Below are 21542 nucleotides of genomic sequence, written 5' to 3'. Positions count from 1 at the left end.
GCCGCGATTGCCGGGCGCAAGACGTGTGGCAATAAGCGTTCCCGGCACATCGCCGTGACGGGTCCAGGCGAAGAACGTGTCTTCTAGTTGTTTCGGCGCGCCGCAGACATGGAACTCGGCGCGAAGTTCAGTCAGAGGTAGGTGACTGACAAAGTTCGCCAGATGCGCGGCATGTGTACCGATGTCACCAACACAGCTTGTTTTGCCCGACTTCGATGGATCAAGCCGCCATTTCACATGAGGCGCATCCGCCACGTCCTCGGGCGTCAACCAGTCCTGCATGAATTCCACATGGACCTGGTTGATTTTGCCGATACCACCCTCTGCCACGATCTCGCGCGCCTGCCGGATCATCGGAAAGCACGACATGACATAAGAGACACCAAAGATACAGCCCGTTTGGTCAGCCAACGCGACAAGGGCTTCGGCCTCGGTCACCCCATTCGTCAACGGTTTGTCGCATAGCACGTCAATTCCGGCCTCAAGAAAGGCTTTCGCGCAATCAAAATGAAGATGGTTCGGCGTGGTGATCATCACCGCGTCCACGCCATCAACGCGGTCTGCTTCAGCAGTGGCCATCTGTGAGAACGAGGCGTAGCAACGATCTTCAGGCAAATACCACTCCGCTGCCGCGGCTCTGGCGCGAGCGGGGTCAGAAGAGAAAGCACCGGCCACAACTTCCCATCGGTCGGTCATCCGCGCAGCGGTTGCCTGCATGCCCGAAATGCGCCCTCCACCCACTACGCCGAGACGGAGGCGGCGGGAGAGTCTTGGAAATGGTCCATCAAAGTCAATCTGTTCTGGCAAAAGCATGTCTCAAACCTCCGGCGGGACTGCGCCCTCTGGCAGCATTTCGACGGCCATGAAAACCGAGGGCGTGATGGTTTCGAACTGATGCCATGGGTAATTTCCCTCGGCGTCATACATGGGCCGGTGTGTCGCTCCCGGGGCCATTGGTTCTTCGAGATAGAGCGTGTCGACATCTTTCTCGCGGCATTGCTGCATCTTGCCGAAACCGATGATCTGAGTGTGTACTTCGCGGAACCCTGGCACCGGACAAAAAGCGTGATCGCGGTGCAATCCGACGTTCAGCGGGACCGAGGCCGAATGGTACAACGTGAAACCGTACTGACCGACCCAGACTTTGGGCGACATATAGTGTTCGACGCCGCGTAACCGCTCTTCGCCGCGCAATTGAAACGCCGTTGGCCATGCCTGCCGAATACTCTCAAGCAGTGCTTGCTCATCATCGTGATCAGCGAAGCCCTCGATCAGAACCGCATGGACCACATCGTGGATATCTGTACTTTTTAGAACTACGGATTGCAGCGGGCCAATGATTTGCTCACGCACGCGCAAGGGCGCGTCGGCCAGATTCAGTACAATGGTTTTTCCAGAGATCGCGAAACCATCCTCGTCCTTGAGAATGCGGACGGCGAAGAACGGATCACCAATGGTCAAAGTTTCGATGGTCATTTCATAGCTCTTAGATCGATATTCAGCCCAGGTTCGGTTGTTTCGGCCAACATAGGCGGGCGCGTGCAGGTGCTTTGGATGTCGACAAAGCGCCCCAGGCCGGGGCTTTGCAGCATACCGTCCATCACCTCGCAAAGGTGGAGGCCTAATGCGCCGCTGGCACGCGGCTCACGCCCTTCGCGCACGGCTACAGCCAAATCAGCGAGCCCAACACCGCGCGCATCAAAGTTCAAACCGTGGGTGTTCTCGGCCACCTGCCAGTCCGCGGGCGCCTTGGGTCGGGGGCGCATTGTCCAGCGTGCGGTGTTACGAGTACGCACCCAAACCGGCCCTTGGAAGATGTTCGCACCGTCCCCTGGATCGGGATCAGGAATACAAAGTGTGCCTTTCGAACCGTAGATCTCCAGTCGCGGTGTTTCGCTTTCCCACACGTCGAAACTGACCATCATCTGCCCAGTCACACCGTTTTCGAACTCGATCAAGCTTAAGCAGTGGGTATCGACCTCGACCGGCATCATTTCTCCATTGCGCGGGCCGTTTTCTATCAAACGCGAGGCTTCACGCTTCCGGCCAAGCCCGGCAACGCGAGCAATTGGTCCAAGGCAGAACACCATCGCCGCGAGGTAATAAGGACCCAAGTCCAGAAGCGGCCCCCCACCTTTGGCATAATAGAAATCCGGGTTGGGATGATGACGCTCTACGCCACTGGTCGGCACAAATGCTGAAACGCCGTGCGGCTCACCGATGGCACCGCTGTCCAGCAGTTTGCGCAAGGTCTGCCATCGCCCCCCAAAAAACGTGTCCGGCGCATTGCCGATTTTCAGGCCGCGTGATCTGGCGAGATCAAGGATGCGGCGCCCGTCCGGCAGATCGGTGACGAAGGGCTTTTCAGAGTAGACGTGCTTGCCCGCCTCCAGCGCTGCAATGCTGATACCCGCATGTGCCGCCGGAATAGTCAGGTTCAAAACTGCGTCGATTTCTGGATCGGCAATGATCGCTTCCGGCGGCGCCACGCGCGGCACAGCATAATCCGCCGCTTTGACGCGGCTTTCGTCCATGTTCAGACTGCCGCAGGTAGTGATCTCAACTCCGGAAAACCCCTTGATGTTCTTGAGATAGATGTCGCTGATGCGACCGGTGCCTATCAGACCGACCCGGAAGGTTTTCGCAAGCTCACTCATTGTCCCCCGTTGGTACATACTCCGGTAGATACGCGGGCGGCATCGGCCCTTTGTTGCGCCCGCCCTGCTGCATTTGTTCCCAGCCATGGGCGAGCACACCTACAGAGCGGCTGAGACAGAACAACCCGCGCGACAAAGGCGGCGGAAAGCCCAATTCGCAGAAGATCACCGCCGTCGCCCCGTCTATGTTCATGGCAATCTCTGTGCCGCGCGCACGGCCGATCTCGGCCTGCACGGCTTCACCGATATCGGCATACTTGCCCGATACAGTGCCCGCCTCCGCCGCCTTGCGGATCAGCGTTATTAGGCGGGGCGCGCGCGGGTCGACGGGTTTGTGGAACCGATGGCCAAAGCCTGAAACGATCTTGCCATAGATTTCCCGCCACTTGGCAAGGCCGTCTCGCGTGGCGACTTCAACGCCTTGGCCCAAGTCCATCCGCGCAGCGATATCCTCATAAAGCGCCGCGCATTGCTCGCCCGCGCCACCATGGACATCGCCGAGCATGTTGACGCCTGTCGCAATAACGTTGTTCAGCCCAACACCACACGTAGCGGCCATTCGCGCAGCAGCAATCGAAGGGGCCTGCGGACCGTGGTCAACGCCAGCAACCAGGGCGCATTCTAGTAAATCCGCTTGTTCCGGCGACGGCAGATCGCCGCGCGTCATCAACCATATCATCTGACCAAAGCTGACGTTGCCAATCAAATCCTCGATGGGACGACCGCGAAACGCGATCCGACCGGGTGCCATGTCAATGATCGAGGTTCGCCACCAGTGGCGCACCGCGTCGGCGTCTGTAGTCATGCTGTTTCCAGTTCTTTCAGATAGCGCATCTGTGCAGCCAGTCGGATCGGAGCATTCCGCGCGCCGTATCCCTGATAGCCGCCTTTGCGAGCAACAATTTCGAAGAAAAACCCGCCCCATATCGGAACCGAATAGATCTGGAAGTACTCCCCACTTCCATTGCGGTCATAAAGGATATCACCTGTCTTCATCCTGGCGACCAAATCATCTTCGAGGTCGAAGCGAACCCGCAAATCGTCGTAGTAATTTGCGGGCATGGTTAGTCGTTCAAACTCGGCGGCCCGCAGCAAATCCGAAGTCTCGAAGATATCATCGCTCAGAAACGCCAGATGCTGCACACCGGCACCAAAGCCCTGCGCCAGAAAGGCGCCTGCAAAGGTACGCCGCTCGCCTGCGCCGTTGAGGTTCAACCGCACCTCTCCTTCAGGGCTGGCCAGGGCCTGGCTCAGGATGATGCCCGACGGGTCCGCCACATCAACGACCGGAGCCTTCTCCATCTCGAAGGTCGAGAGGTAGTAGGTCAACCAACTTTGCATTTCTTGATAGCGCATGGTTTGCGCGACATGGTCGATACGCCTAAGGCCAGCCGGCTGTGCAGCGCTTTCCTTGGGGACCGGATCGAATTCGATATCCCACACGCGGTGCAGATCGGATTTCTCGTCAATAAAATGCACGACGGACCCACCAACACCTTTGATCGCCGGAATATCCAACTCGCCGCTGCCGACCGGCTGAGAAAAAGCAGGGGCGCCAAGGGCCGTGGCCCGAGTGACCGTTTGCTCAGCGTCTTGAACACGCAGGCCCATGTCGCAGACGCAAGGTCCATGCTCAGCCCGCGCCTCGGCCGCGAATCCTTTGGTTTCGGAGTTGACCACAATGTTAATCGCGCCCTGTCGCCAAAGTTCGACGGACTTCGACCGATGCTGGCGTTCTTTGCGAAAGCACATTTTTTCCAGAAGGCGCGCAAGTCGATCACGATCTGCACCGCCAGCGGCAAACTCAAGGAATTCTAAACCCTTCGGAGTAACGCGTGGCGGAAGGCCATCAAGCGGATGGGCAAGTGCAGGCTCGCGGGCCGAAACTTCATCCAGAAGCGAGACCAACGCGCGAAACGCATCGCGGGCATGAGACTCCCTACTGCCTTCCGCGGTTGCACCGACACGCGCTATGGACCAAGGCCCCTGATAGCCCGACCGCGCTACGATCCGTACGAAGCTTGCTAAGTTCAGCCCACCCTGCCCCGGCAACAGGCTGAAATGGCTTTTCAGCCTGGTGATGTCAAAATCAAGGGCTGGTGCGTCGGAGAGCTGAACATGAAAGACCCGATCCCCGGGAATATCGCGCAACCGTGCGGCCTGTTCCCCTCCAGCAAGGGAGAAGAACGAGTTCAGCGCTAAGCCAAGCGCAGGGCTATCCACCGCCTCAACAATCTTGAACGCTTCAAGCTCAGTGGTGATCTGCCGAGCCCAAGGTAATGCTATAAGGGCAGCACGACAGCCCGCCCCCTCGACGCGATCCGCCAGTTCCCCGAAATCCTCGATGACTTGTGTGATGTCCGATGATGCGTCAGGATGCGTGCTGGTTCCAATCAGGAGCGTCCGCGCGCCGAGCGCCTCCATGACGGACAATTTATGCTCTAGACGCGTAAAGGCAGTTTTGCGGGTTTCACCGCTCATTCCCTCGAAGTCATGAAACGGTTGCAATACATCTATGTCCAATCCCAGAGAGCAGGCCAGCTTGCCAATTTCCGAAGCGCTGCCCGCAAATCCTATCAGATCGGGTTCATAAAGCTCGACACCAGAGAAGCCAGCGGCAGCGATCTGTTCCAGCTTCCCGGATAGGTCACCAGGCACATTCGTTGTCGCGATGGAAAGCCGCGTCATGCCTCATATCCAAACAACCTAGGTAGCCACAGCACAATTCCCGGGAACATGATCATCAACAGAAGGGCGCCCAGCAGAACCGCAAGAAACGCCCAGATTTCGCGAATGATCTCCTTCAATGGAATGCCAGTCACTGCGTTAATGACAAACAGCAAGATGCCGTAGGGCGGCGTAATCAACCCGATCATCGAATTGACCACGACCAACACGCCGAAATGAACCAGGTCGATGCCTAGTTCTCGGCAAGTTGGGATAAAAAGTGGGATGATGACGAGAATGATAACTGTCGCGTCCAAGATACAGCCCAGAAACAGAACAAGGATGTTGACTAACAAGATGAACATCAACGGGCTGATGTCGGCGCCTGCGAACATGTCAGAGATCGCTTGCGGCACGTTTTCCTGAATAACCACGTAGGTCAGGATCATAGAGGCCCCGATCACAAGGCCAACGGAGGCCGCCGCGCGCGCGCTCTCTACAAAGATCTCATAGAGCGTTTTGAATTTGATCGCGCGATAAAGGCCTGCCGCGACGATCAGTGCATACAGCGCAGCAATGGCAGCGGCCTCGGTCGGCGTTGTAACGCCGGAGTAGATACAGCCCAGAAGAATTACAGGCATCAGAAGCGCGGGCGTTGCGCGCACTGTCAACCTGGGGAGTTCGCGCAATGGGACCGGATCTTCCTGGCCAAACCCGCGCCGATGCGAAATCACCGTGTTCATACCCATCAGGACAATGCCCATGACAAGGCCCGGCACGATACCCGCTAGAAACAAATCACCAATCGAGGCGTTGGACACGAGTGCGTAGAGAACCATAGGGATGGAGGGCGGGATGATTGGCCCGATGGTTGCCGTCGCTGCCGTGATCGCGGCCGCATAGCCCCGCGTATAACGACCGCTCTTCACCATCATGTCGATGATAATCTTGCCAATGCCCGCCGCGTCTGCAACCGCCGAGCCGGACATGCCGGAGAAGATCAGGCTGGCCACAACGTTCACATGCCCCATGCCACCGCGAAACCGGCCAACCAGAGCAATGCAAAACTGCAAGAGTCTGTCCGAGATTGAACCTGCGTTCATAATATTTGCTGAGGCGATGAACAGCGGCACAGCAAGCAGCAGAAAACCGTCAAATAATCTCTGCACCATAGTCGTTCCGGCGATGGCAACGTCCTGTCCCGCCACACCCAGATAGACAATGCAGCCGACCAGGATCGCATAAGCAACGGGTGTGCCGATGGCCGCCATGCCAAAGAGGGCGATCATCCCGAAGAGGAGTTCCATGCTCATCTGAACGCCTCCCCTTTGGCATCATCCACCGAGGCGATGGCTTCCAATTCCGTTGCGGGTGGTCCGTACTTTAGCACGGTATAAATGCGCCAAACGTAGCGCAGCGTGACGACAACCATCATCATCACAAAGGGCGCAAACAACCATTTGATAGCAATTTTGTCCCCAGTGATCGGCACGCGTAATGTCTGAATTTTCTTCAGGTCCATCAGCCGGTTGGCGAACACAGTCTCCCAGACGGCTGGGAAGGTATAGACCATCGCCACAATCATCAGGACCGCAGTCAATAGGGCCAACACTTTGCGCGCGGGACGTGGCACTGCAAGGTAGAGGACATCAAAATTGACATGGTCAGTTTCGCGCACGATGAACGAGGCGCCGAAAAAGATCAGCCAAACCCACAAGAGCGAAATTAGAACAACCGACCAGCCGATGGGTTCCAAAAAGGGGACGTAGCGGAACACAATTCCCAAAAGGAAGATGATGAAAATCGCCGCCAACACCATGGCGGCAATAAATTCTGCGCCGCGGGTGAACCATTTGAAAAGTGTGTTCATTGCCGTCCTCCCGCGACGTGTGTTTATGTGGCTTAGTTGCCCAGCGCGTTGATCTTCTCAAGCACGCCGTCGGGCCAGGAATCTGCAACTTCGCTGCCAAGGTACTGAGCTTGTACGTGTTCGCGGAACGCCGCGAGGTTGGGCTCATAGATTTCGACGCCCTGCTCGCGAATGAAATCGGCCAAGCTCTCTTCCTTGGCCAACTGCGCCTGACGGCCAGACTCAGCGGCTGCATCGGCGGCTGCCTCCACGGTCTCTTGCTGCTCCGGCGTAAGGCTGTTCCATGTCTCGAGCGAGAAAGCGATGTAGTTCAGATCGACGAGGTGCGACGTGAGCGCGATCTGCTTGGTTACTTCGTAGAACTTTTGGTCCACGACCGTAGGAAGCGGGTTATCCTGGCCGTCAATCGCGCCCGACGACAACGCCGTGTAAACTTCCGAGAATGCGAGCGGTGTGGGCGACGCGCCCAAGGCAGAGCCCAGGAACTGCCATGCATCCGTACCCGGCATCCTAAGGTTCACCCCCTCCAGATCAGCCGGTGTTTGCACATCAATTTCTTCGCGGGTCTGACGCAGATTCACGTGACGACGGCCCAGATACATAACCGACAACAGTTTGACACCAAGCTCGTCTTCAACAGTCTGCTTGAACGGATCCATTAGCGGGTCGTTGAAAACCCGCACCTGATGCGCAGCATCCTGATGGACATAGCCCGTCGCGAAAATTGAGAATTCAGGGAAGAACTGAGCGAGTTCCTGTGCAGAAGCGATCGACATGGTCAGGTTGCCGCCAGCAATGGCTTCAAGTTCGGTGCCTTGCGCAAAGAGCGTTCCGTTATAACCTGCCTGATAGTCGGCAAAGTCGGCAACCATCGGCGCAAAGACTTCGGCCATGGCGACCGAACGCTGGTCGGTTTCAGAGCCGGACGTCGCCAACGTAAATGTGATTTTGTGGCCGTCAGCCGCTGCAGGAATCGCAGAGGCGACAAGACCGAGTGCTGCAACCGAAGCAAGTGCGGCGCGGCGTGAAAGTTTCAACATGAGGTTCCTCCCTTGGGTTTTGCGCCGAAACCGGCGTCTCGATGTTTATGGTCGATTTTTCAAGTTTAGCAATATGTTTTCCAAAATATCAGATATTTTGACTATGCACAGGCGACCTCGATGGGTTTGGCTCCGACTTCATTGGTCAGCGAAATCTCACGGCCCGAAGCGGATGAAAGCGCCACGGCTTCAACAACTTCGAGGGACTTCAAACCCTCCCATCCTGACACCAATGGCTCTTCGCGCCCTGCAATCACGCCAGCGAAATGTGCCATCTGAACTGCTAAAGGATCTTCCATCTTGCAGGTCAGATTCTGTGCTGAGATCGGCGTCCACCAGTTCGGAGCGTTGTTGTGTCTCCAAACCCGTAAATCGGGCAAGGACAATCCACCTTCTGACCCACCGATCAAGTAGCAACTTTCAGAGGTAGCCGGGTATGCGGGGTTCTCGCGGGCCGTTAACTCCCAACTCCAGGGGGCCACGATACTATCAGAAACCGAAATTGTAGCAATAGCACCTGATGCAAACTTAAGGACTGCTGTCGCAAGATCTTCGTTCTCGAAGCCACGACGAGAAGGAACTGAAATGGCTTGGACGGATACAACCTCTCCACAGAAGTGCCTTAACAGATCAACGTCGTGCACGAGGTTGACCGAGATGGGTCCTGCCCCTTTCTTGGTGCGCCAAGGCGCGACCTCGAAATAGTGGTCAGGTTTGTAGAACCAACAGGTCGCTTGAACCGCTCGAATATCGCCCACCGCACCTTCAGTCAGTGCTCGTTTTGCGGCTTGAACCATCCCATTATGGCGCCTGTGATGACCCACGAGCATGGCAACACTCGCCCTGTCTGCAGCCTCAGTGAGCTGTCGCGCCTCCTCCGAAGTGACTGCGACAGGCTTTTCGATCAGAACCGGGCAGCCAGCGGCGATACATGTCAAGCCTTGCTCCAGGTGCAAAGGGGTCGGAGTAGCGAGCAGCACGCCATCTGGCTTTGACGTCTGCAGCATCTCCTCGAGTGATGCGAAAACTGGCGCGCCTAAAGCAGCCGCAGCTTCTTGACCTTCGGTGCTGGGCTCGACAATGGCCGCCAAGGTCAGGTCCGGCGCGCGCCTCACAACCTCTGCATGGCGACGTCCGACGAGGCCGAATCCTGCAACAGCGATTTGCGTTTTCCTTGACATGTTCAGGTCTCTCCACTGCCCGACTCTTTGCTTTGGACAACCTACACAACATCACCACACGAAATCAATATCATCGGATATTTTAAATTACGACATATTATTCGGAGAATTGCAGAGCCGTGAGCTTTGAGATACTTTGTCGGAAATCCCACCAACCAACGGATGAAAACAAATGGCAAAGTCTCGCAATGTCGTAGGTGCATCAACATACCAGCGCATCAAACGCGACATCATCTTCGGTGACCTCGCTCCGGGATCCAAGCTGAAGCTGGATGGCCTACGCGAACGCTATTCGGCGTCGATGTCTACTTTGCGGGAAACCCTTAACAGGCTAGCCAGCGAGGGGTTCGTCGATGCGCAAGATCAACGGGGGTTTTTTGTGACACCTGTGTCCCCAGAGGACTTGATCGAAGTCGCAAACTTGCGAGTGCTGCTCGAATGCCACGCTTTGCGTCTATCGGTTGAAAAAGGCGACACAGACTGGGAAGGCAACCTTGTCGCGGCGCATCACAAGCTCCACCTGATGGAGCAGAAGATGCTCGAAGGAGATGACAGCCAAAAGGAAGACTGGAAACGCTACGATTGGGAATTCCATCTCGCCATGATCGAAGCCTGTGGTTCGAAGAATCTACTCTCGCTGCACGCCGTGCTTTACGACAAGTATTTGCGCTACCAGATGCTGGTCCTCACGTACCGCGGCGAGGAAGCCGTGGAGGAACACCGGGAGATGTTTGACGCTGCGCTCGAACGTGATGTCGGACGCGCAGCAAAAACACTGCAGACGCATATCGAGAAGGGTTTAGAACATACTCTCGCGGCGTTCTGAAGGCCCATTGGAGACATTCGGCACTCTGCTAGCATTCTGCGGTCGCTGCCTGTAATCCGGTCATTCGCTGCAGGTGCAGAATTTGGCGCTGAACGAATTCACAGTGCGCGGACTTTGCCGACATTGTCGTTTGGCCACTTTGCTAACGCAGCATTCATTGGTATGCGTAGCAGTCTTTTTGCTGCATTGCAGCCTAACTCACTATAGCTGTCATTGCTGAGAGGAACTGCGGGGTCCCGGGGATGCCATACCCCGCCCTTCATCAGGCGGGCTAAAAGCAGAATAGGGTGTTACGGTCGGATGGGTACTGGATTGTTATCAGCCGGAGCCGACTCCTTGTGTAAGCTGTTGGATATCTGCACCTGCAGTATCGGTAGAAGTTAGCCTATTCGCGATTGCTTGTGCGAAACGATCCGGGCTTCCAGGAGCAAACTGTAAGCTTAGGGAAGGTTCCGATATCTCCAATTCAAGAAGAACGGGAGCACCATTTTGGTCTTCGATTAAATCGACGCGAGCATAAAGTAGCGGTGATTCCAATCCGAAAATCTTGGTCACTGCCTTTAGCGCTCTAATTCCCACTTCCCTTTCGGTCGGAGAAGCAACTCGCGTGGAGCGCATGTCAGTGCTTGGAACATTTACTGTGCCGTCGGGCATCAAAAGCGCTGCTTTTCGGATAGCATGACTGTAGTGGCCGTCGAAGAAGATCATGTCCGTTTCGCCAAGCTCATCAATCGACGTGAGGTAGGGTTGAATGATGACGCTGTGGCCAGCTGCGAAGAGCGTCTCGACATGCCGAACGGCAGAATCGATGTTTTGGTGCGTGAAGCGACCAACATTCTGGGAATAAGCGCCAACTGTTGGCTTTATGACAAGTTCATTGCATTCAGGATGATCTTCCAGAAAAGATCGGAGGCGGCCATCGATCTTCGCATTAGGCGTCAAGATTTCTGTCGGCACGATAGGGACCTCAAGTGCTTCCAGGTCTTTCAAGTAAGTTTTGTCCAAACCCCAACTGATTACTGCCAGAGGATTGATGAGATGAGTCTGCGCATCTACGTGAGCGCACCAATCTCGAAATCTCTTGAGATGTTTGGTGTAGCTCCAAGGCGAACGTAGCAGAACGGCATCATATTTTCCCCAGGGAACGCTGGGATCAGTCCATTCAACTATTTCGGGCTGTACTCCTTGAGCAACGCAGGCATCAATCAGCAAGTCCATATCGAAGTCAATTGGCAAACTTTCTGGATCGGTGACGAGAGCAACATGCTTCATTTTTTCAAACCTTATTGACTGAGAATGTGGGGCGTGTTCACCACGGAATAATCCGGTCGAGATGGACGTATGATCCGGAAGGTCCATCCGATCCAAGCAGCGCCATTTGGACGCTAGTACGGGCTCCTTCGGGTATCTCCAGATCACCTAACCCATCGTTCATGTCAGTTTTGGTGTAACCGGGGTGAACGGCATTCACTTTGATCGGCGTATCCCGCAGCTCGTATGCAAGATGCGCGGTCCAGGAATTGACCCCGCATTTCGACGCACTGTAAGCCGGCAATGACTTGAACATGTCACTGTAGGCATAAGAGCTGCGATCGCTATGGGTTCCAACTGAACCTAATAGGCTAGACACATTGACAATGCGCCCTGCTTCGCTGTTTCGGATCAGCGAGAGCAGAGCTTGTGTAACTTCAACTACGCCGAAGAGGTTAGTTTCGAACGTCTCCCGCCACTTCCACATGGGTTGTCCAGATGGCGCGATACCATAGTCCTCAATTCTTATGGCTGCGTTGTTGACCAATATATCGAGCCGACCAAAGGTGCTGGCAATCCATTCCGCTGCGTGACTAACCGATTCTGGGTCGGTCACGTCCAACTGGATCGGAGTGGCAATCAGGTTTTCGTCGCAAAGCATATGAGCCGCAATATTGGCGTGCTCAAAGCTTCTACCGGACAGCAGAACGTGAGCACCTGATTGTGCGATCTGACGCGCAATTTCAAATCCTATTCCACGGTTGGCTCCGGTCACCAGAGCAATCTTTCCAGCATCTTTTTTCATAGGACGAATTCCTCCCTTGCTGCCACATTTGGTGCTGCGCGAACGACCGGAGGCTTCCGCCCGAGATCGGAAAGGAAGTTAGCGATTGGTGCCCCGAATGACGGAATATCGACGAGGAAGGCGTCGTGGCCCTGATGGCTATCCAATTCAGTAAATTGGGTTCTTGCGTCAGCGGCGCGTAAGCCATCGGCGATCTGGCGTTGTTGATACAATGGAAATAGAATATCTGTATCCGTGCCCAGGACCAAAGCGCGTTCCAGTGTGAGTTGTGACAATGCTCTGTCGGCACACCCGTTCGCTTGGTCTGCAATATCAAACAGATCAATGCACTGGCTCAAGTACAGATAAGAATTCGGATCAAACCCCCGCAGGAATCTCCTTGTGTGGAATTCAAGATAACTCTCGACGGCGAACTCTGGGCGACATTGCATTCCGCTTCGTTGGCTGGCCGAACCACTTGCGGCCAGATTTCGGCCAAATCGCGCTTGCCACTCAGTCGCAGACCGATAGGTGATAAGCCCAAGTTTTCGAGCGATCGACATGCCCGCAAGCGGGTAACTCTCGTTGCTGTACTGTCCAGACCGCCAGTTTGGATCGTCTTGGATAGCCTGTCGCTGGAGCGAACGCACGGCTAAAGCGAACGGAGCTGCATGCGCGGCGCTCGAAACACTAATATGAGTACGAGCGAGACCCGGATGACGAGAAATCAGAGATAGTGCGCTCATCCCGCCCATTGAACAACCAATCACACATGCCAAGGTCTCGATTTCAAGGGCGCGCACGGCAAACGCTGCCGCATCTGCAATATCTTCGATGCTGAGTTGAGGGAAATCAAGTCTGTACGTGCGAGTACTGTCGGGAACAAGAGATGCTGGACCGGTAGAGCCCTTACAACTTCCCAACGAGTTGACACAGATTACAAACCATGTGTCGGTGTCGATGGCTTTGCCAGGACCAACCATACGTTCCCACCAGCCGGCTTCCCGGTTCGTGGGCGAAGAGGCGGCGTGCGCATCCGGTGACAATCCCGTCAATATGAGAATTGCGTTGTCGCGCCCCCGCGAAAGTGTCCCCCAAGTTTCATAGGCTAGGATACCTCCCTTGAGACACCCTCCGCGTCTCATGGGAAACTCCTCAGGTAACAACAAGAAGCGACTGCCAGGCGGGATAAATTCACGACTGGAATAGGTGGGTAGCTTGGTCAACGGCTGTTCCAGCATTGCATATGTCCTCCTTCTCTGACGAGAGCGCGGTAGCGTGAGGTGTATAGATCAGGCTGTTTCCAACTCGCGGTCCAGTGAATCGAGCCACTCGTCATCCGACCCTTCACTCACATCTTCCATGAGGAATGTGGATAGATAACGTTCACCTGTATCCGGCAGCATGGCCAACAAAACAGAACCGCGCGGAGCGGTATGGGCGACCTCAAGAGCCGTCGCGAGCGTTGCCCCAGCTGAAATGCCAACAAAGATGCCTTCTTCAGCAGCCAGCCGACGAGCTGTGTCGCGTCCGACGGTTTCGTTTATGGGTTGAAGGTGGTCGATGACGGTCTGGTCCATGACGCTTGGTACGAAGTTTGGCGCCCACCCTTGAATTTCATGCAGATTCCACGACTTTCCAGCCAGAACCGCGGCGTTTTCTGGTTCCGCGCAAACCACTTGCACATCTGGTCGAGCACGTTTCATCATTTGACCAACACCGGTCAATGTTCCGCTGGTACCAAAGCCGGTTACGAAATAATCGAGACGTTTTCCTGCGAAATCGCTCAGAATTTCGGTTGCGGTCGTTTCACGATGGTAGGCTGGGTTTGCAGGGTTATCGAATTGCCGTGCCCGGAACCAGCCGTGCTTGTCCGCCAGGTCATCAGCGATTTTGTTGCCTCCACTGCTGCCCAATTCACCAGGAAAAAGCAGCACCTTGCCGCCGTATGCTCTGATCAGCTTGCGCCTTTCGAGTGAATAGGTGTTCGACATTACAGCGACGAATTTGTAGCCACGAGCTGCCGCCACCATAGCCAGCGCTATGCCCACGTTGCCGGACGTGCATTCGACGATTGTGTCGCCTGGCTTCAGTAGACCTTTTGCTTCAGCATCAAGGACTACGGCGAGCGCAAGCCGGTCTTTCACCGAACCGCCTGGATTGAAAGACTCCACCTTGACGTAGATGTCTACATGCTCTGGTGGGATGCGGTGCAGCTTTACAATCGGCGTCCGGCCAATGGTATCTAGAATGCTATCAAATAGTGGCATAAGCGAATTCTCCTTCAAAAACAAAGGCTGCAGGGCCTGTCATTGTGATTGGTGCCTGATGATCGTCAGGCCAAGATATCTGAAGCGTCCCACCAGGCATCGAAACTGAGACATCTCGACTGACCCGGCCTTGCTGCATCAGGTACGACGCAGCAGCGCAGGCACCGCTTCCACATGCGAGGGTTTCCCCTGCGCCAAATTCGAAGACACGCAACCGCAAGTGATCTGGATCAACAATTTCTACGAAACCGACACAGATGGTGTCTGGCAGTTCAGGTACCTTCTGAAGCAGCCGTCCGACTGTTTTGACGGGTGCACCCTTTATGTCCTGAACCTCGATCACGGCATGTGGATTGCCCATGGACACTGTGCCAAAGCGAATGACATTGCCCTCAGGTGTTTCGAGTGAATAGGGAGGTCTTTGTTTCTTACAGCCGTGAAGGGGTAGTGCGTCCGGATCGAAAGACGGCGGTGCCAACTTGACAGAGTATGTATCGCGACCGAGCGACATGATTTCGAGTGGCCCGGACGGGCTATCAAGTTCGAAAGCATCAGAAGCGGTGAGCCCGGTCCTTTGAGCCCATGCAGCGATGCATCTGGCACCATTTCCGCATTGCTGTGAAGTTTGACCGTCAGAGGTCCAGATACGGAACGAGACCAATGCGCGAGGTGAACGTGGCGGCTCAATCCCTAGCACGAGGTCGCACCCGATCCCGGTGTTTCGATCGGACATTGCCGCACATAATTCGGGCGTTGGCTCCGAACGTCCCCGCAGATCAAGAACGACAAAGTCGTTTCCGGCACCGTGCATCTTGGTGAATGGGATGTGCTCAAGCCCGGTCAAACTACTGCCTCCGGCTCAAGCAAAGGCTCGATTATGCTCAGGATGTGCTTCAACGGCGCGCGACTCTCGGATTCCGAAAGCGGTGCGTGGAACTCTGCAAGTTCCAAGCCGACAAGTTGACCAGAGGGAATCGCCTGGAAAATCTCGCGCAATTGTTTCGGCAGAAACCCATGCGGTACACTGTAATCCGCAGGTATGTGGCCTGGCTCCATTACATCCCAATCGACATGAATCCAGACTGGTGCTTTTCCCACGGCCTCGCGTACGGCGTTAGGCGTCGCCTCTTCTGGCGGCAAAATTCGGACACCGGACCTACGCAGCTGCGCCAGCTCTTCGGGGTCGATGTCGCGTGCGCCGACCAAAATCACCTGATCAGGGCGTAGCCCTTTTCCGTGCCCACTGTCCCAAAGACCACAAGCCCCGGCCAGCACCATACCACCCAAATATCCGGAGCCTGTCGTATCCGGCGTGTTGAAATCGCCGTGTGCATCGACCCAAAGCAGTATGGCTTCCGGAAATCGCTCAGCAAGGGTTGGCAGCGAGGCAAGACTGGCCGAGCAAGTATTGGCGACCATGATAGGTGTTCGGCTTGCTTCGATGCTGTCCGCGATAGCGGCCTGCAGGCAGACCAAAGTCTGTTCTGCTTCTGGAAGGCTGAGCGTCCAGTCGTCAGTTTTCGCAGGCTCTGGCGATCCGAAATACTTCCCTTTGAGTCCAAGGGCTTCTTCCAGCATTCTCGCGGTCTGCAATGCGCCCTCGATTGTGCGTTCTTTGCGATCTGCTATTCGTCCTTGGGAAACTATGAGTTCGAACATATCCAGTGTGTCCTTTTGGAATCAGGTTGGAATTTCTGAATCAGGCAAGTTCAATCGACGTTAGGTTGTTTCAGTTCCTTTCTCTCCAGCTCGTCCAGGGGCCAAATGTTCACCGGTATGTGGGCATTTCTGGGTGATGCTGGGCGATCGGTCCGATTTGAAGGGGCATCGATCTGTACGGATCTCGTTTTTGTCGGTGAGGCTGTACTGCCACCACTCGAGGCTATCTTCCCCATAGGACCCAAGTTGAGGACAGTGTGGCTGACCATCGTAAGTAAGAATTCGTTCGCGGATGTTCGCCCGGGCTCTTCGACCGGCAGGGGTATCGCCTGCAACTTTGTCAAACCGCTCGCGCGGATTAATGACCAATTTGAAATGTTTCCCTAAATTTCGGCTCGCCCGCCTTTGGTGAGCTGGATTGCTCATATTGCAGAAAATTGGCATCCCGCTAAAGCACATCGACCAAGCCGTCGAGCCGGGGTCAGACGGTACATCCTTGGGCCAAGGTTGATTGTCCAACGAATGAAGGCGTTGGAGCGTTCGCCATCCAAAGGCGTGATATTCTTCGACGCAGCGGGCCGAGATAGCGTTCTCTGAAAACGCAACGACCAATGGATAGGCCGTGTTTAATTCGCCATTCCAATCTGAACTCACCTCGACAAAACCCATGAGCCCCCTTGCCAAACGTTTCATATCTTCCAGGCCATTTCCTTCGACAAAGATAAACTTCAGCAGGCCCTTACGGATCGCGTTCTTTGAAAACACACACGGAAATCCGTTTTCGTTGGCCAGGCGGTCGTAAACGTCGTCGTAGGCTTCCCTGTGCCATCCCTGCGCAGTTGCCGCAACGTAAGGTTGCGATTGCAATACTGTGACACTCGTTGTGACACGCTGTTCAGTGCTCAATAAATCATTAACATCTGTTGTCATGGCTTCAAATTTTCCCTTGATGAAATGGGTGCGATTTACCCTGACCTGCGACAACGCATTCGCGGCTTTAGCCTGATTTGACCGCCTGTGCCGACTCACCGCGGAATATTGGCTCGTCGGTTAGGTTTGCGGGTTCGGTACGGCCGGTCGATCTGCCTAACCATCCAACCGCAATTGTTATGGCGACGAGCAGCGAGGCAAAAACCGACATTGCTGTGAGAAGGCCAAACTTATCGGCCATGGCGCCACTTGCGATCGTTGGCAGCGAAAACCCAACATACGCATAGACAAACAACCCGGCAGCGGCGCGTGCGCGGTTTTCCGGCGCGCGGATTGCAAACTCTGATAGGCTCGACAGGTATGTAAATCCATAGCTAGCCGAGCTTGTGATCCCCGTTCCAGCAAGAACCAGCCAGATTTCCTTGAGCCAGACGCCGACCAATACCGTGAGGAAGCCGAGCGGCACGAGTACAAATCCAACTCTCAATGCGCTTATGTTCGTCAACCTACGGGCCAGCGGCTGCGACAGGAAACCGACGAAGATGGCCAGGAATATGACCAACCCGGTATATGCGCCGAGTCCCTGCTCATGAAGTTGCAGCGGAACGACTGCAATGGTCATACCGGTGGTAGACCAGGCAAGCGCCAGCGCCATTCCGTATTGCCATGTTCTTTCAGGAAAGACAGGCAAACGCAGCATGGCCACTCTTTGCGGATTGTCTGCTTTGGGTAGAGCAAGCACTGCCAGCGCCAAAACTGGGGCAACGAGGAATAGAGCGACAAAGCTGACAGGCATAATGCTTGGCCCCCATTGGGCCAGACTGAGACCGGTTGCCAGCGCGCCTCCCCCAAAGCCCAATGAGGTGGCGGACGTTACCAGCAATGTGGCTTGTCTCGTGCGATCCTGACTGAATAGCTCAGCCATGTATGCCGTCCCGGCTGTGGTAGCGAATCCTGTGGAAACACCCAGAACAAAACGGGCAAAAACCAAAGAAGGCCAGGTGGGAGCGAAAACCAATAGAGCCGTTCCGCCGACACCCAAAGCCAGCGCCATCGCCACTGGTAGCCTGCGACCAATTCGGTCTGACATGCCGCCAAGCAAGATGAGCGTTGGCATCAAACCTGCTACATACGCGGCGAAGCCAATCGTGACCGCAGTTGCCCCAACACCGCTGTTCTCTGCATATACAGAGTACAGCGGAGCTTGCAGATTTACTGCATAGGTTGTGGTAAACAACGCGAACGCGAGAATCGCGTGGCTAATGGTCTCTCGCATGGTGACATCCTTCAGAAAACTAAACCTGAGGTTGACACGGAACCGCTGTTATCACAATTATAGTATTGTACTAAGGACAGCGAAAAAGTGCTGAGGCCCAACATGGTTTATCTGGACCTAGCAGAAAAATTGGTAGCGCAGATCAAATCCGGTGAAATCCCCCCTGGAACGCGCCTGCTAACACACAGGGCCTTTGCAGAGCAAAACGGGGTGGCTTTAGCGACAGCAACGCGTGCGTACAAAACACTGAAGCAAAGGGGCTTCATTGTAGGGGAAGGCGGACGCGGCATGTTCGTCAGAAACCCGGAATTACCGCTCACCCTTGGAATTGAACAGTTTGAGGATGCGCCGCCGATTGACCTGGTGTTCAACATGCCAGCCGATCCCGGTGACGGGGACGTCCTGCGGTCCGGTTTGCGTTGGCTCGCCAGACGCGGAGACCTAAATTCTATTCTGCGCTATCAACCACATGGCGGGGTGTTGAGTGAGCGACGGACCATCGCTGCTTATCTCTCAAACAGAGTTGGAGAGATCGATGCAGAGAACTTGTTCATCACATCCGGCGCCCAACACGGACTTTCGATTGTCGCCCTGGGTCTCCTAAAGCGAGGCGACATCGTTGCAACTGACCAGCTAACTTATCCGGGGTTTCGCGCAGTGGTCGGTTTACGGGACCTTTCGCTACACTCAGTTGCTGAGAGAGAAGGAAGCATGAATCCGGAATCCTTGCTTCGTCTTTGCAAAACCAAATCAGTCCGCGCGGTCTATCTCACCCCTACCGTTCACAATCCACTAGGATCGGTGATGGACGAGAAAACGCGCCGGGAAATTGTCGCTGTCGCCCGACACTTTGACTTATTGGTAATAGAAGACGGAGCCTACGATTTTCTTGAAACTGACCCGCCACCAAGTTTTCTTCAACTTGCGCCGGAGCGGTCCGTTTACATTGGCGGTGTGTCCAAGGTTTTGGCTACGGGCCTGCGACTCGGGTACATAGTAGTGCCTCCGGACTTGGCTGGAGCTGTGACGATGGCGATCCGGGCAACAACCTGGAACACACCGGCTGTTATTACCGCATTGGTTACGCACTGGATCGAAGATGGCTCAATCTTGGAATTCGAGAACAGGCGCAGGGAGGCCGGTGCCAGAGGGCAGCGGCTTTGCCATGAGTATTTGAACGGGTACGATATCTGCTCACATCGAAACGCTAGCTTCACTTGGGTGCGTTTACCGAAGCGAAAGCGGGCTGATCCGATCGTATCTATGCTGGCGGAAAGGGGTGTCGCAGTTTCCTCGGCAGAGCCATATGCAGTGCCACCCGGCACGGATAATGCACTACGTCTGGCCTTTGGCGGAATCAGCGATGAAGGCCTAAGGCTAAGTCTAGAGAGTATCTGCAGAGTTGTAGACATGGCTTAGTTCCATAATGAACTTTGGCTCAGTCGGGTAACAATTGAACATCACAACATCAAACCTTCCGCCTGTCGCTCGGTAGCCCAATAATCGGACGTTGGCGCGACACCGGTAATAGTTCACTAATTTGCGCACTTCGTAAGTTGACCCCTCCACATAATGCTGCGCGATGCGCGATTGGTTCAAAACCATGCCGCGCCGTGTTGTGGAAATTCGTGCTTGTGCAGACCATTTGGCGCTGCGAGCGAGCGCAGCATAAGATCGAGAGGTCCGGTAAGGGCTCAGTGCCGACTTCGGAGCAGTCGCAGTATCCGATCGCCAGGCGTGCAGCGGAGGGATGAGGACGGCCCAAACCTGCCCTTCACCTATTGGTCGAGATGCTGTGGCTGCAACCCGCTTTGCCAACTTTAGCCATAGGCACGAAGACGACCTTTGCTCAAACTGGAAGTTTGCGGGACGAAGACAGCTTTCGCTGCACTTGCGCGGGCGGCAGCTTGAAGTGCTGGCTCACAGCAGCACGATCACAGCGGTTCCCGCAACTGCCAAGGCCGCCCCCAAAACAGCTTGCAGGCGTGGGACCAAGCCCTCCTTGAACCAAAGAATTGGGAGCACGAGGACGGGCGACAGCGAGCCAAGAACAGCGGCAATGCCCGCGTCAAGCAACTCAAAGGCATATAGCAGCAAAGTTGAAGAAATGCCGTAACCGATGAAGCCTGGTAGAATGGTACGACCTAGCAGAAGGGGTGTCGTTGCGGTCTGAGGCTTGAATGTTTCCGTAGGCCACAGAGCAACAATAGAAATCAAGAATGCAGCCCCCAACAGGCGGAGCGCGGACGCGGCCAAAGGCTCAGTTCCCGCAAGCATTGCCGGTTTCATTACTAGGAAACCAAAACCCTGAAATGCTGTCGCGGCAATGCCAAGAACTATGATTGTTGCCAAGCTACCTGTCGTGACATCGCTTTTGGAGCGCTTGTCGCCCCCGAAAAAGACCGCAAGTCCAACTCCAAACAATGTGATCGCTGCTCCAATCAGATCATTCGTGCTTGGCGCTTCTTTGAGCCACAGATATGCCATCAGACCGACGAGAGGTGCCTTAAGAGAAAGGAGAAGTTCGGTGCGGCGCGGGCCTCCGCGGCGCAGACATTCGATCATTGTCAGATTTCCAAATACAATCCCAATGCAAATACTCGCTGCGAATGAAGGCCAGTATTCCCATCTGATGGATTGCCAATAACCAAGCAAACTGACGATAATTGTGAGTATCGCAGAACAGGCGATCAGTTGGATTCGGGTGAATTCAAAAGCGCCCAAATGGCGCGCTGGCCATTGCGCCAAAACGATGCCTGTCGCCCATCCCAAAGACGCGCTAACCGCCGCCAGCACAGGAAGAATCAACATGACAAGCCTCCACGGAATCGCTACATAACTAGTAGCATTAAATCGCTACAAAAAACATAGCAATATGGAGGCCGCCTATGCCATCAAAAATGCCCGTCCCAGGACAGCCTGTCCGAGGCTCAAAGACCGGCAAACCAATCATGGCGCTTTTTGATCTGCTCGGGCGAACCTGGGCGCTCGGCATCATCTGGCAGCTGGCAACTGGGCCATTGACCTTCCGGCAGTTGCAAATTCGTTGTGAGACCGTTTCGCCAACCGCGCTCAACACGCGATTGAGGGAGCTCCGCGCGTCTGGTTTTGTCGAGGGAAGCAGCGAGGGA

The 21542-nt window shown here is 55.1% G+C and carries 21 protein-coding genes; 3 read left to right on the top strand and 18 right to left on the bottom strand.

Going from position 1 to position 21542, the window contains the following annotated elements; translation table 11 throughout:
• The 9 genes from AC2FND_RS15140 to AC2FND_RS15100 form a co-directional block, all read right to left on the bottom strand.
• A partial coding sequence (locus AC2FND_RS15140; RefSeq protein ID WP_496770621.1) for a Gfo/Idh/MocA family protein occupies positions 1-813 on the bottom strand: 813 nt, incomplete at its 3' end.
• A 3-nt stretch (positions 814-816) separates the two neighbouring features.
• On the bottom strand, positions 817-1476 hold the full coding sequence (locus AC2FND_RS15135; protein WP_496770619.1) for a hypothetical protein: 660 nt from the start codon (positions 1474-1476) through the stop codon (positions 817-819).
• Positions 1473-2657, bottom strand: coding sequence for a Gfo/Idh/MocA family protein (locus AC2FND_RS15130; RefSeq protein ID WP_496770618.1), 1185 nt, complete (start codon positions 2655-2657; stop codon positions 1473-1475). Before AC2FND_RS15130 ends, AC2FND_RS15135 begins: the two co-directional genes overlap by 4 nt.
• Positions 2650-3462, bottom strand: coding sequence for a citryl-CoA lyase (locus AC2FND_RS15125; RefSeq protein ID WP_496770617.1), 813 nt, complete (start codon positions 3460-3462; stop codon positions 2650-2652). The genes AC2FND_RS15130 and AC2FND_RS15125 overlap by 8 nt, the downstream gene beginning before the upstream one ends.
• Positions 3459-5345 (bottom strand): bifunctional sugar phosphate isomerase/epimerase/4-hydroxyphenylpyruvate dioxygenase family protein, encoded by a 1887-nt coding sequence (locus AC2FND_RS15120; RefSeq protein WP_496770616.1) that lies wholly within the window; start codon positions 5343-5345, stop codon positions 3459-3461. Before AC2FND_RS15120 ends, AC2FND_RS15125 begins: the two co-directional genes overlap by 4 nt.
• Positions 5342-6637, bottom strand: a complete 1296-nt coding sequence (locus tag AC2FND_RS15115) for a TRAP transporter large permease (protein ID WP_480508072.1) — start codon at positions 6635-6637, stop codon at positions 5342-5344. Before AC2FND_RS15115 ends, AC2FND_RS15120 begins: the two co-directional genes overlap by 4 nt.
• Entirely contained in the window at positions 6634-7194 is a 561-nt protein-coding gene (locus AC2FND_RS15110; RefSeq protein ID WP_480508074.1) for a TRAP transporter small permease, read from the bottom strand. Before AC2FND_RS15110 ends, AC2FND_RS15115 begins: the two co-directional genes overlap by 4 nt.
• Positions 7195-7226: 32 nt before the next feature.
• Positions 7227-8234: a TRAP transporter substrate-binding protein DctP gene (gene dctP / locus AC2FND_RS15105; RefSeq protein ID WP_496770614.1), complete on the bottom strand. Its 1008-nt coding sequence runs from the start codon at positions 8232-8234 to the stop codon at positions 7227-7229.
• Positions 8235-8335: 101 nt separating this feature from the next.
• A complete protein-coding gene (locus AC2FND_RS15100) occupies positions 8336-9415 on the bottom strand; it encodes a Gfo/Idh/MocA family protein (protein WP_496770613.1) in 1080 nt (359 codons plus the stop codon).
• Between the two features lie 172 nt (positions 9416-9587).
• Here AC2FND_RS15100 and AC2FND_RS15095 point away from each other — a divergent pair, with 172 nt between their 5' ends.
• The gene (locus tag AC2FND_RS15095; RefSeq protein WP_480508080.1) at positions 9588-10241 is read left to right on the top strand and encodes a GntR family transcriptional regulator; all 654 of its coding nucleotides are present in this window, start codon (positions 9588-9590) and stop codon (positions 10239-10241) included.
• A gap of 318 nt (positions 10242-10559) precedes the next feature.
• On the opposite strand, the gene dcsG is transcribed toward AC2FND_RS15095, so the two are convergent.
• The 8 genes from dcsG to AC2FND_RS15055 all read right to left on the bottom strand — a co-directional run bounded on the left by dcsG (position 10560) and on the right by AC2FND_RS15055 (position 18411).
• Positions 10560-11513 carry a D-cycloserine synthetase gene (gene dcsG, locus AC2FND_RS15090; RefSeq protein ID WP_496770611.1) on the bottom strand — a complete coding sequence of 318 codons (954 nt, stop codon included), beginning with the start codon at positions 11511-11513 and terminating at the stop codon, positions 10560-10562.
• 37 nt (positions 11514-11550) lie between these two features.
• A complete protein-coding gene (locus tag AC2FND_RS15085; protein WP_496770609.1) occupies positions 11551-12297 on the bottom strand; it encodes an SDR family oxidoreductase in 747 nt (248 codons plus the stop codon).
• Complete coding sequence (metX, locus tag AC2FND_RS15080) at positions 12294-13517, bottom strand: homoserine O-acetyltransferase MetX (RefSeq protein ID WP_496770608.1); 1224 nt, start codon at positions 13515-13517, stop codon at positions 12294-12296. The genes AC2FND_RS15085 and metX overlap by 4 nt, the downstream gene beginning before the upstream one ends.
• Before the next feature lie 51 nt (positions 13518-13568).
• Positions 13569-14546: a cysteine synthase A gene (gene cysK / locus AC2FND_RS15075; protein ID WP_496770606.1), complete on the bottom strand. Its 978-nt coding sequence runs from the start codon at positions 14544-14546 to the stop codon at positions 13569-13571.
• On the bottom strand, positions 14533-15357 hold the full coding sequence (gene dapF, locus AC2FND_RS15070) for a diaminopimelate epimerase (RefSeq protein ID WP_496770622.1): 825 nt from the start codon (positions 15355-15357) through the stop codon (positions 14533-14535). The genes cysK and dapF overlap by 14 nt, the downstream gene beginning before the upstream one ends.
• Before the next feature lie 29 nt (positions 15358-15386).
• Positions 15387-16205, bottom strand: coding sequence for an arginase family protein (locus AC2FND_RS15065; RefSeq protein WP_496770604.1), 819 nt, complete (start codon positions 16203-16205; stop codon positions 15387-15389).
• Positions 16206-16265: 60 nt separating this feature from the next.
• Positions 16266-17135 carry a YqcI/YcgG family protein gene (locus AC2FND_RS15060; RefSeq protein WP_496770603.1) on the bottom strand — a complete coding sequence of 290 codons (870 nt, stop codon included), beginning with the start codon at positions 17133-17135 and terminating at the stop codon, positions 16266-16268.
• Positions 17136-17202: 67 nt separating this feature from the next.
• Positions 17203-18411 (bottom strand): MFS transporter, encoded by a 1209-nt coding sequence (locus AC2FND_RS15055; protein WP_496770601.1) that lies wholly within the window; start codon positions 18409-18411, stop codon positions 17203-17205.
• A 102-nt stretch (positions 18412-18513) separates the two neighbouring features.
• Between AC2FND_RS15055 and AC2FND_RS15050 the strand changes: the two genes are divergently transcribed.
• A complete protein-coding gene (locus AC2FND_RS15050) occupies positions 18514-19830 on the top strand; it encodes an aminotransferase-like domain-containing protein (protein ID WP_496770600.1) in 1317 nt (438 codons plus the stop codon).
• Positions 19831-20331: 501 nt separating this feature from the next.
• Here the strand turns inward: AC2FND_RS15050 and AC2FND_RS15045 are convergent.
• Positions 20332-21222, bottom strand: coding sequence for a DMT family transporter (locus AC2FND_RS15045; RefSeq protein WP_496770598.1), 891 nt, complete (start codon positions 21220-21222; stop codon positions 20332-20334).
• Positions 21223-21362: 140 nt separating this feature from the next.
• Here AC2FND_RS15045 and AC2FND_RS15040 point away from each other — a divergent pair.
• On the top strand, positions 21363-21542 hold a 180-nt coding region (locus AC2FND_RS15040; RefSeq protein ID WP_496770596.1), incomplete at its 3' end, for a winged helix-turn-helix transcriptional regulator.

Source organism: Ruegeria sp. BHSB056 (genome assembly GCF_059613305.1).
The sequence above is the reverse complement of the archived record's forward strand: the minus strand, read 5'-3'. Positions and strand labels throughout refer to the sequence as shown.

Coding starts and splice junctions, on each gene's coding strand:
- cysK (WP_496770606.1), bottom strand. CDS start 14,546: ATGCCACTATTTGATAGCATTCTAGATACCATTGGCCGGACGCCGATT.
- metX (WP_496770608.1), bottom strand. CDS start 13,517: ATGCTGGAACAGCCGTTGACCAAGCTACCCACCTATTCCAGTCGTGAA.
- dcsG (WP_496770611.1), bottom strand. CDS start 11,513: ATGAAGCATGTTGCTCTCGTCACCGATCCAGAAAGTTTGCCAATTGAC.
- AC2FND_RS15125 (WP_496770617.1), bottom strand. CDS start 3,462: ATGACTACAGACGCCGACGCGGTGCGCCACTGGTGGCGAACCTCGATC.
- AC2FND_RS15135 (WP_496770619.1), bottom strand. CDS start 1,476: ATGACCATCGAAACTTTGACCATTGGTGATCCGTTCTTCGCCGTCCGC.
- AC2FND_RS15100 (WP_496770613.1), bottom strand. CDS start 9,415: ATGTCAAGGAAAACGCAAATCGCTGTTGCAGGATTCGGCCTCGTCGGA.
- dctP (WP_496770614.1), bottom strand. CDS start 8,234: ATGTTGAAACTTTCACGCCGCGCCGCACTTGCTTCGGTTGCAGCACTC.
- AC2FND_RS15050 (WP_496770600.1), top strand. CDS start 18,514: ATGGTTTATCTGGACCTAGCAGAAAAATTGGTAGCGCAGATCAAATCC.
- AC2FND_RS15095 (WP_480508080.1), top strand. CDS start 9,588: ATGGCAAAGTCTCGCAATGTCGTAGGTGCATCAACATACCAGCGCATC.
- AC2FND_RS15085 (WP_496770609.1), bottom strand. CDS start 12,297: ATGAAAAAAGATGCTGGAAAGATTGCTCTGGTGACCGGAGCCAACCGT.
- AC2FND_RS15120 (WP_496770616.1), bottom strand. CDS start 5,345: ATGACGCGGCTTTCCATCGCGACAACGAATGTGCCTGGTGACCTATCC.
- dapF (WP_496770622.1), bottom strand. CDS start 15,357: ATGCACGGTGCCGGAAACGACTTTGTCGTTCTTGATCTGCGGGGACGT.
- AC2FND_RS15115 (WP_480508072.1), bottom strand. CDS start 6,637: ATGAGCATGGAACTCCTCTTCGGGATGATCGCCCTCTTTGGCATGGCG.
- AC2FND_RS15110 (WP_480508074.1), bottom strand. CDS start 7,194: ATGAACACACTTTTCAAATGGTTCACCCGCGGCGCAGAATTTATTGCC.
- AC2FND_RS15060 (WP_496770603.1), bottom strand. CDS start 17,135: ATGACAACAGATGTTAATGATTTATTGAGCACTGAACAGCGTGTCACA.
- AC2FND_RS15045 (WP_496770598.1), bottom strand. CDS start 21,222: ATGTTGATTCTTCCTGTGCTGGCGGCGGTTAGCGCGTCTTTGGGATGG.
- AC2FND_RS15055 (WP_496770601.1), bottom strand. CDS start 18,411: ATGCGAGAGACCATTAGCCACGCGATTCTCGCGTTCGCGTTGTTTACC.
- AC2FND_RS15130 (WP_496770618.1), bottom strand. CDS start 2,657: ATGAGTGAGCTTGCGAAAACCTTCCGGGTCGGTCTGATAGGCACCGGT.
- AC2FND_RS15065 (WP_496770604.1), bottom strand. CDS start 16,205: ATGTTCGAACTCATAGTTTCCCAAGGACGAATAGCAGATCGCAAAGAA.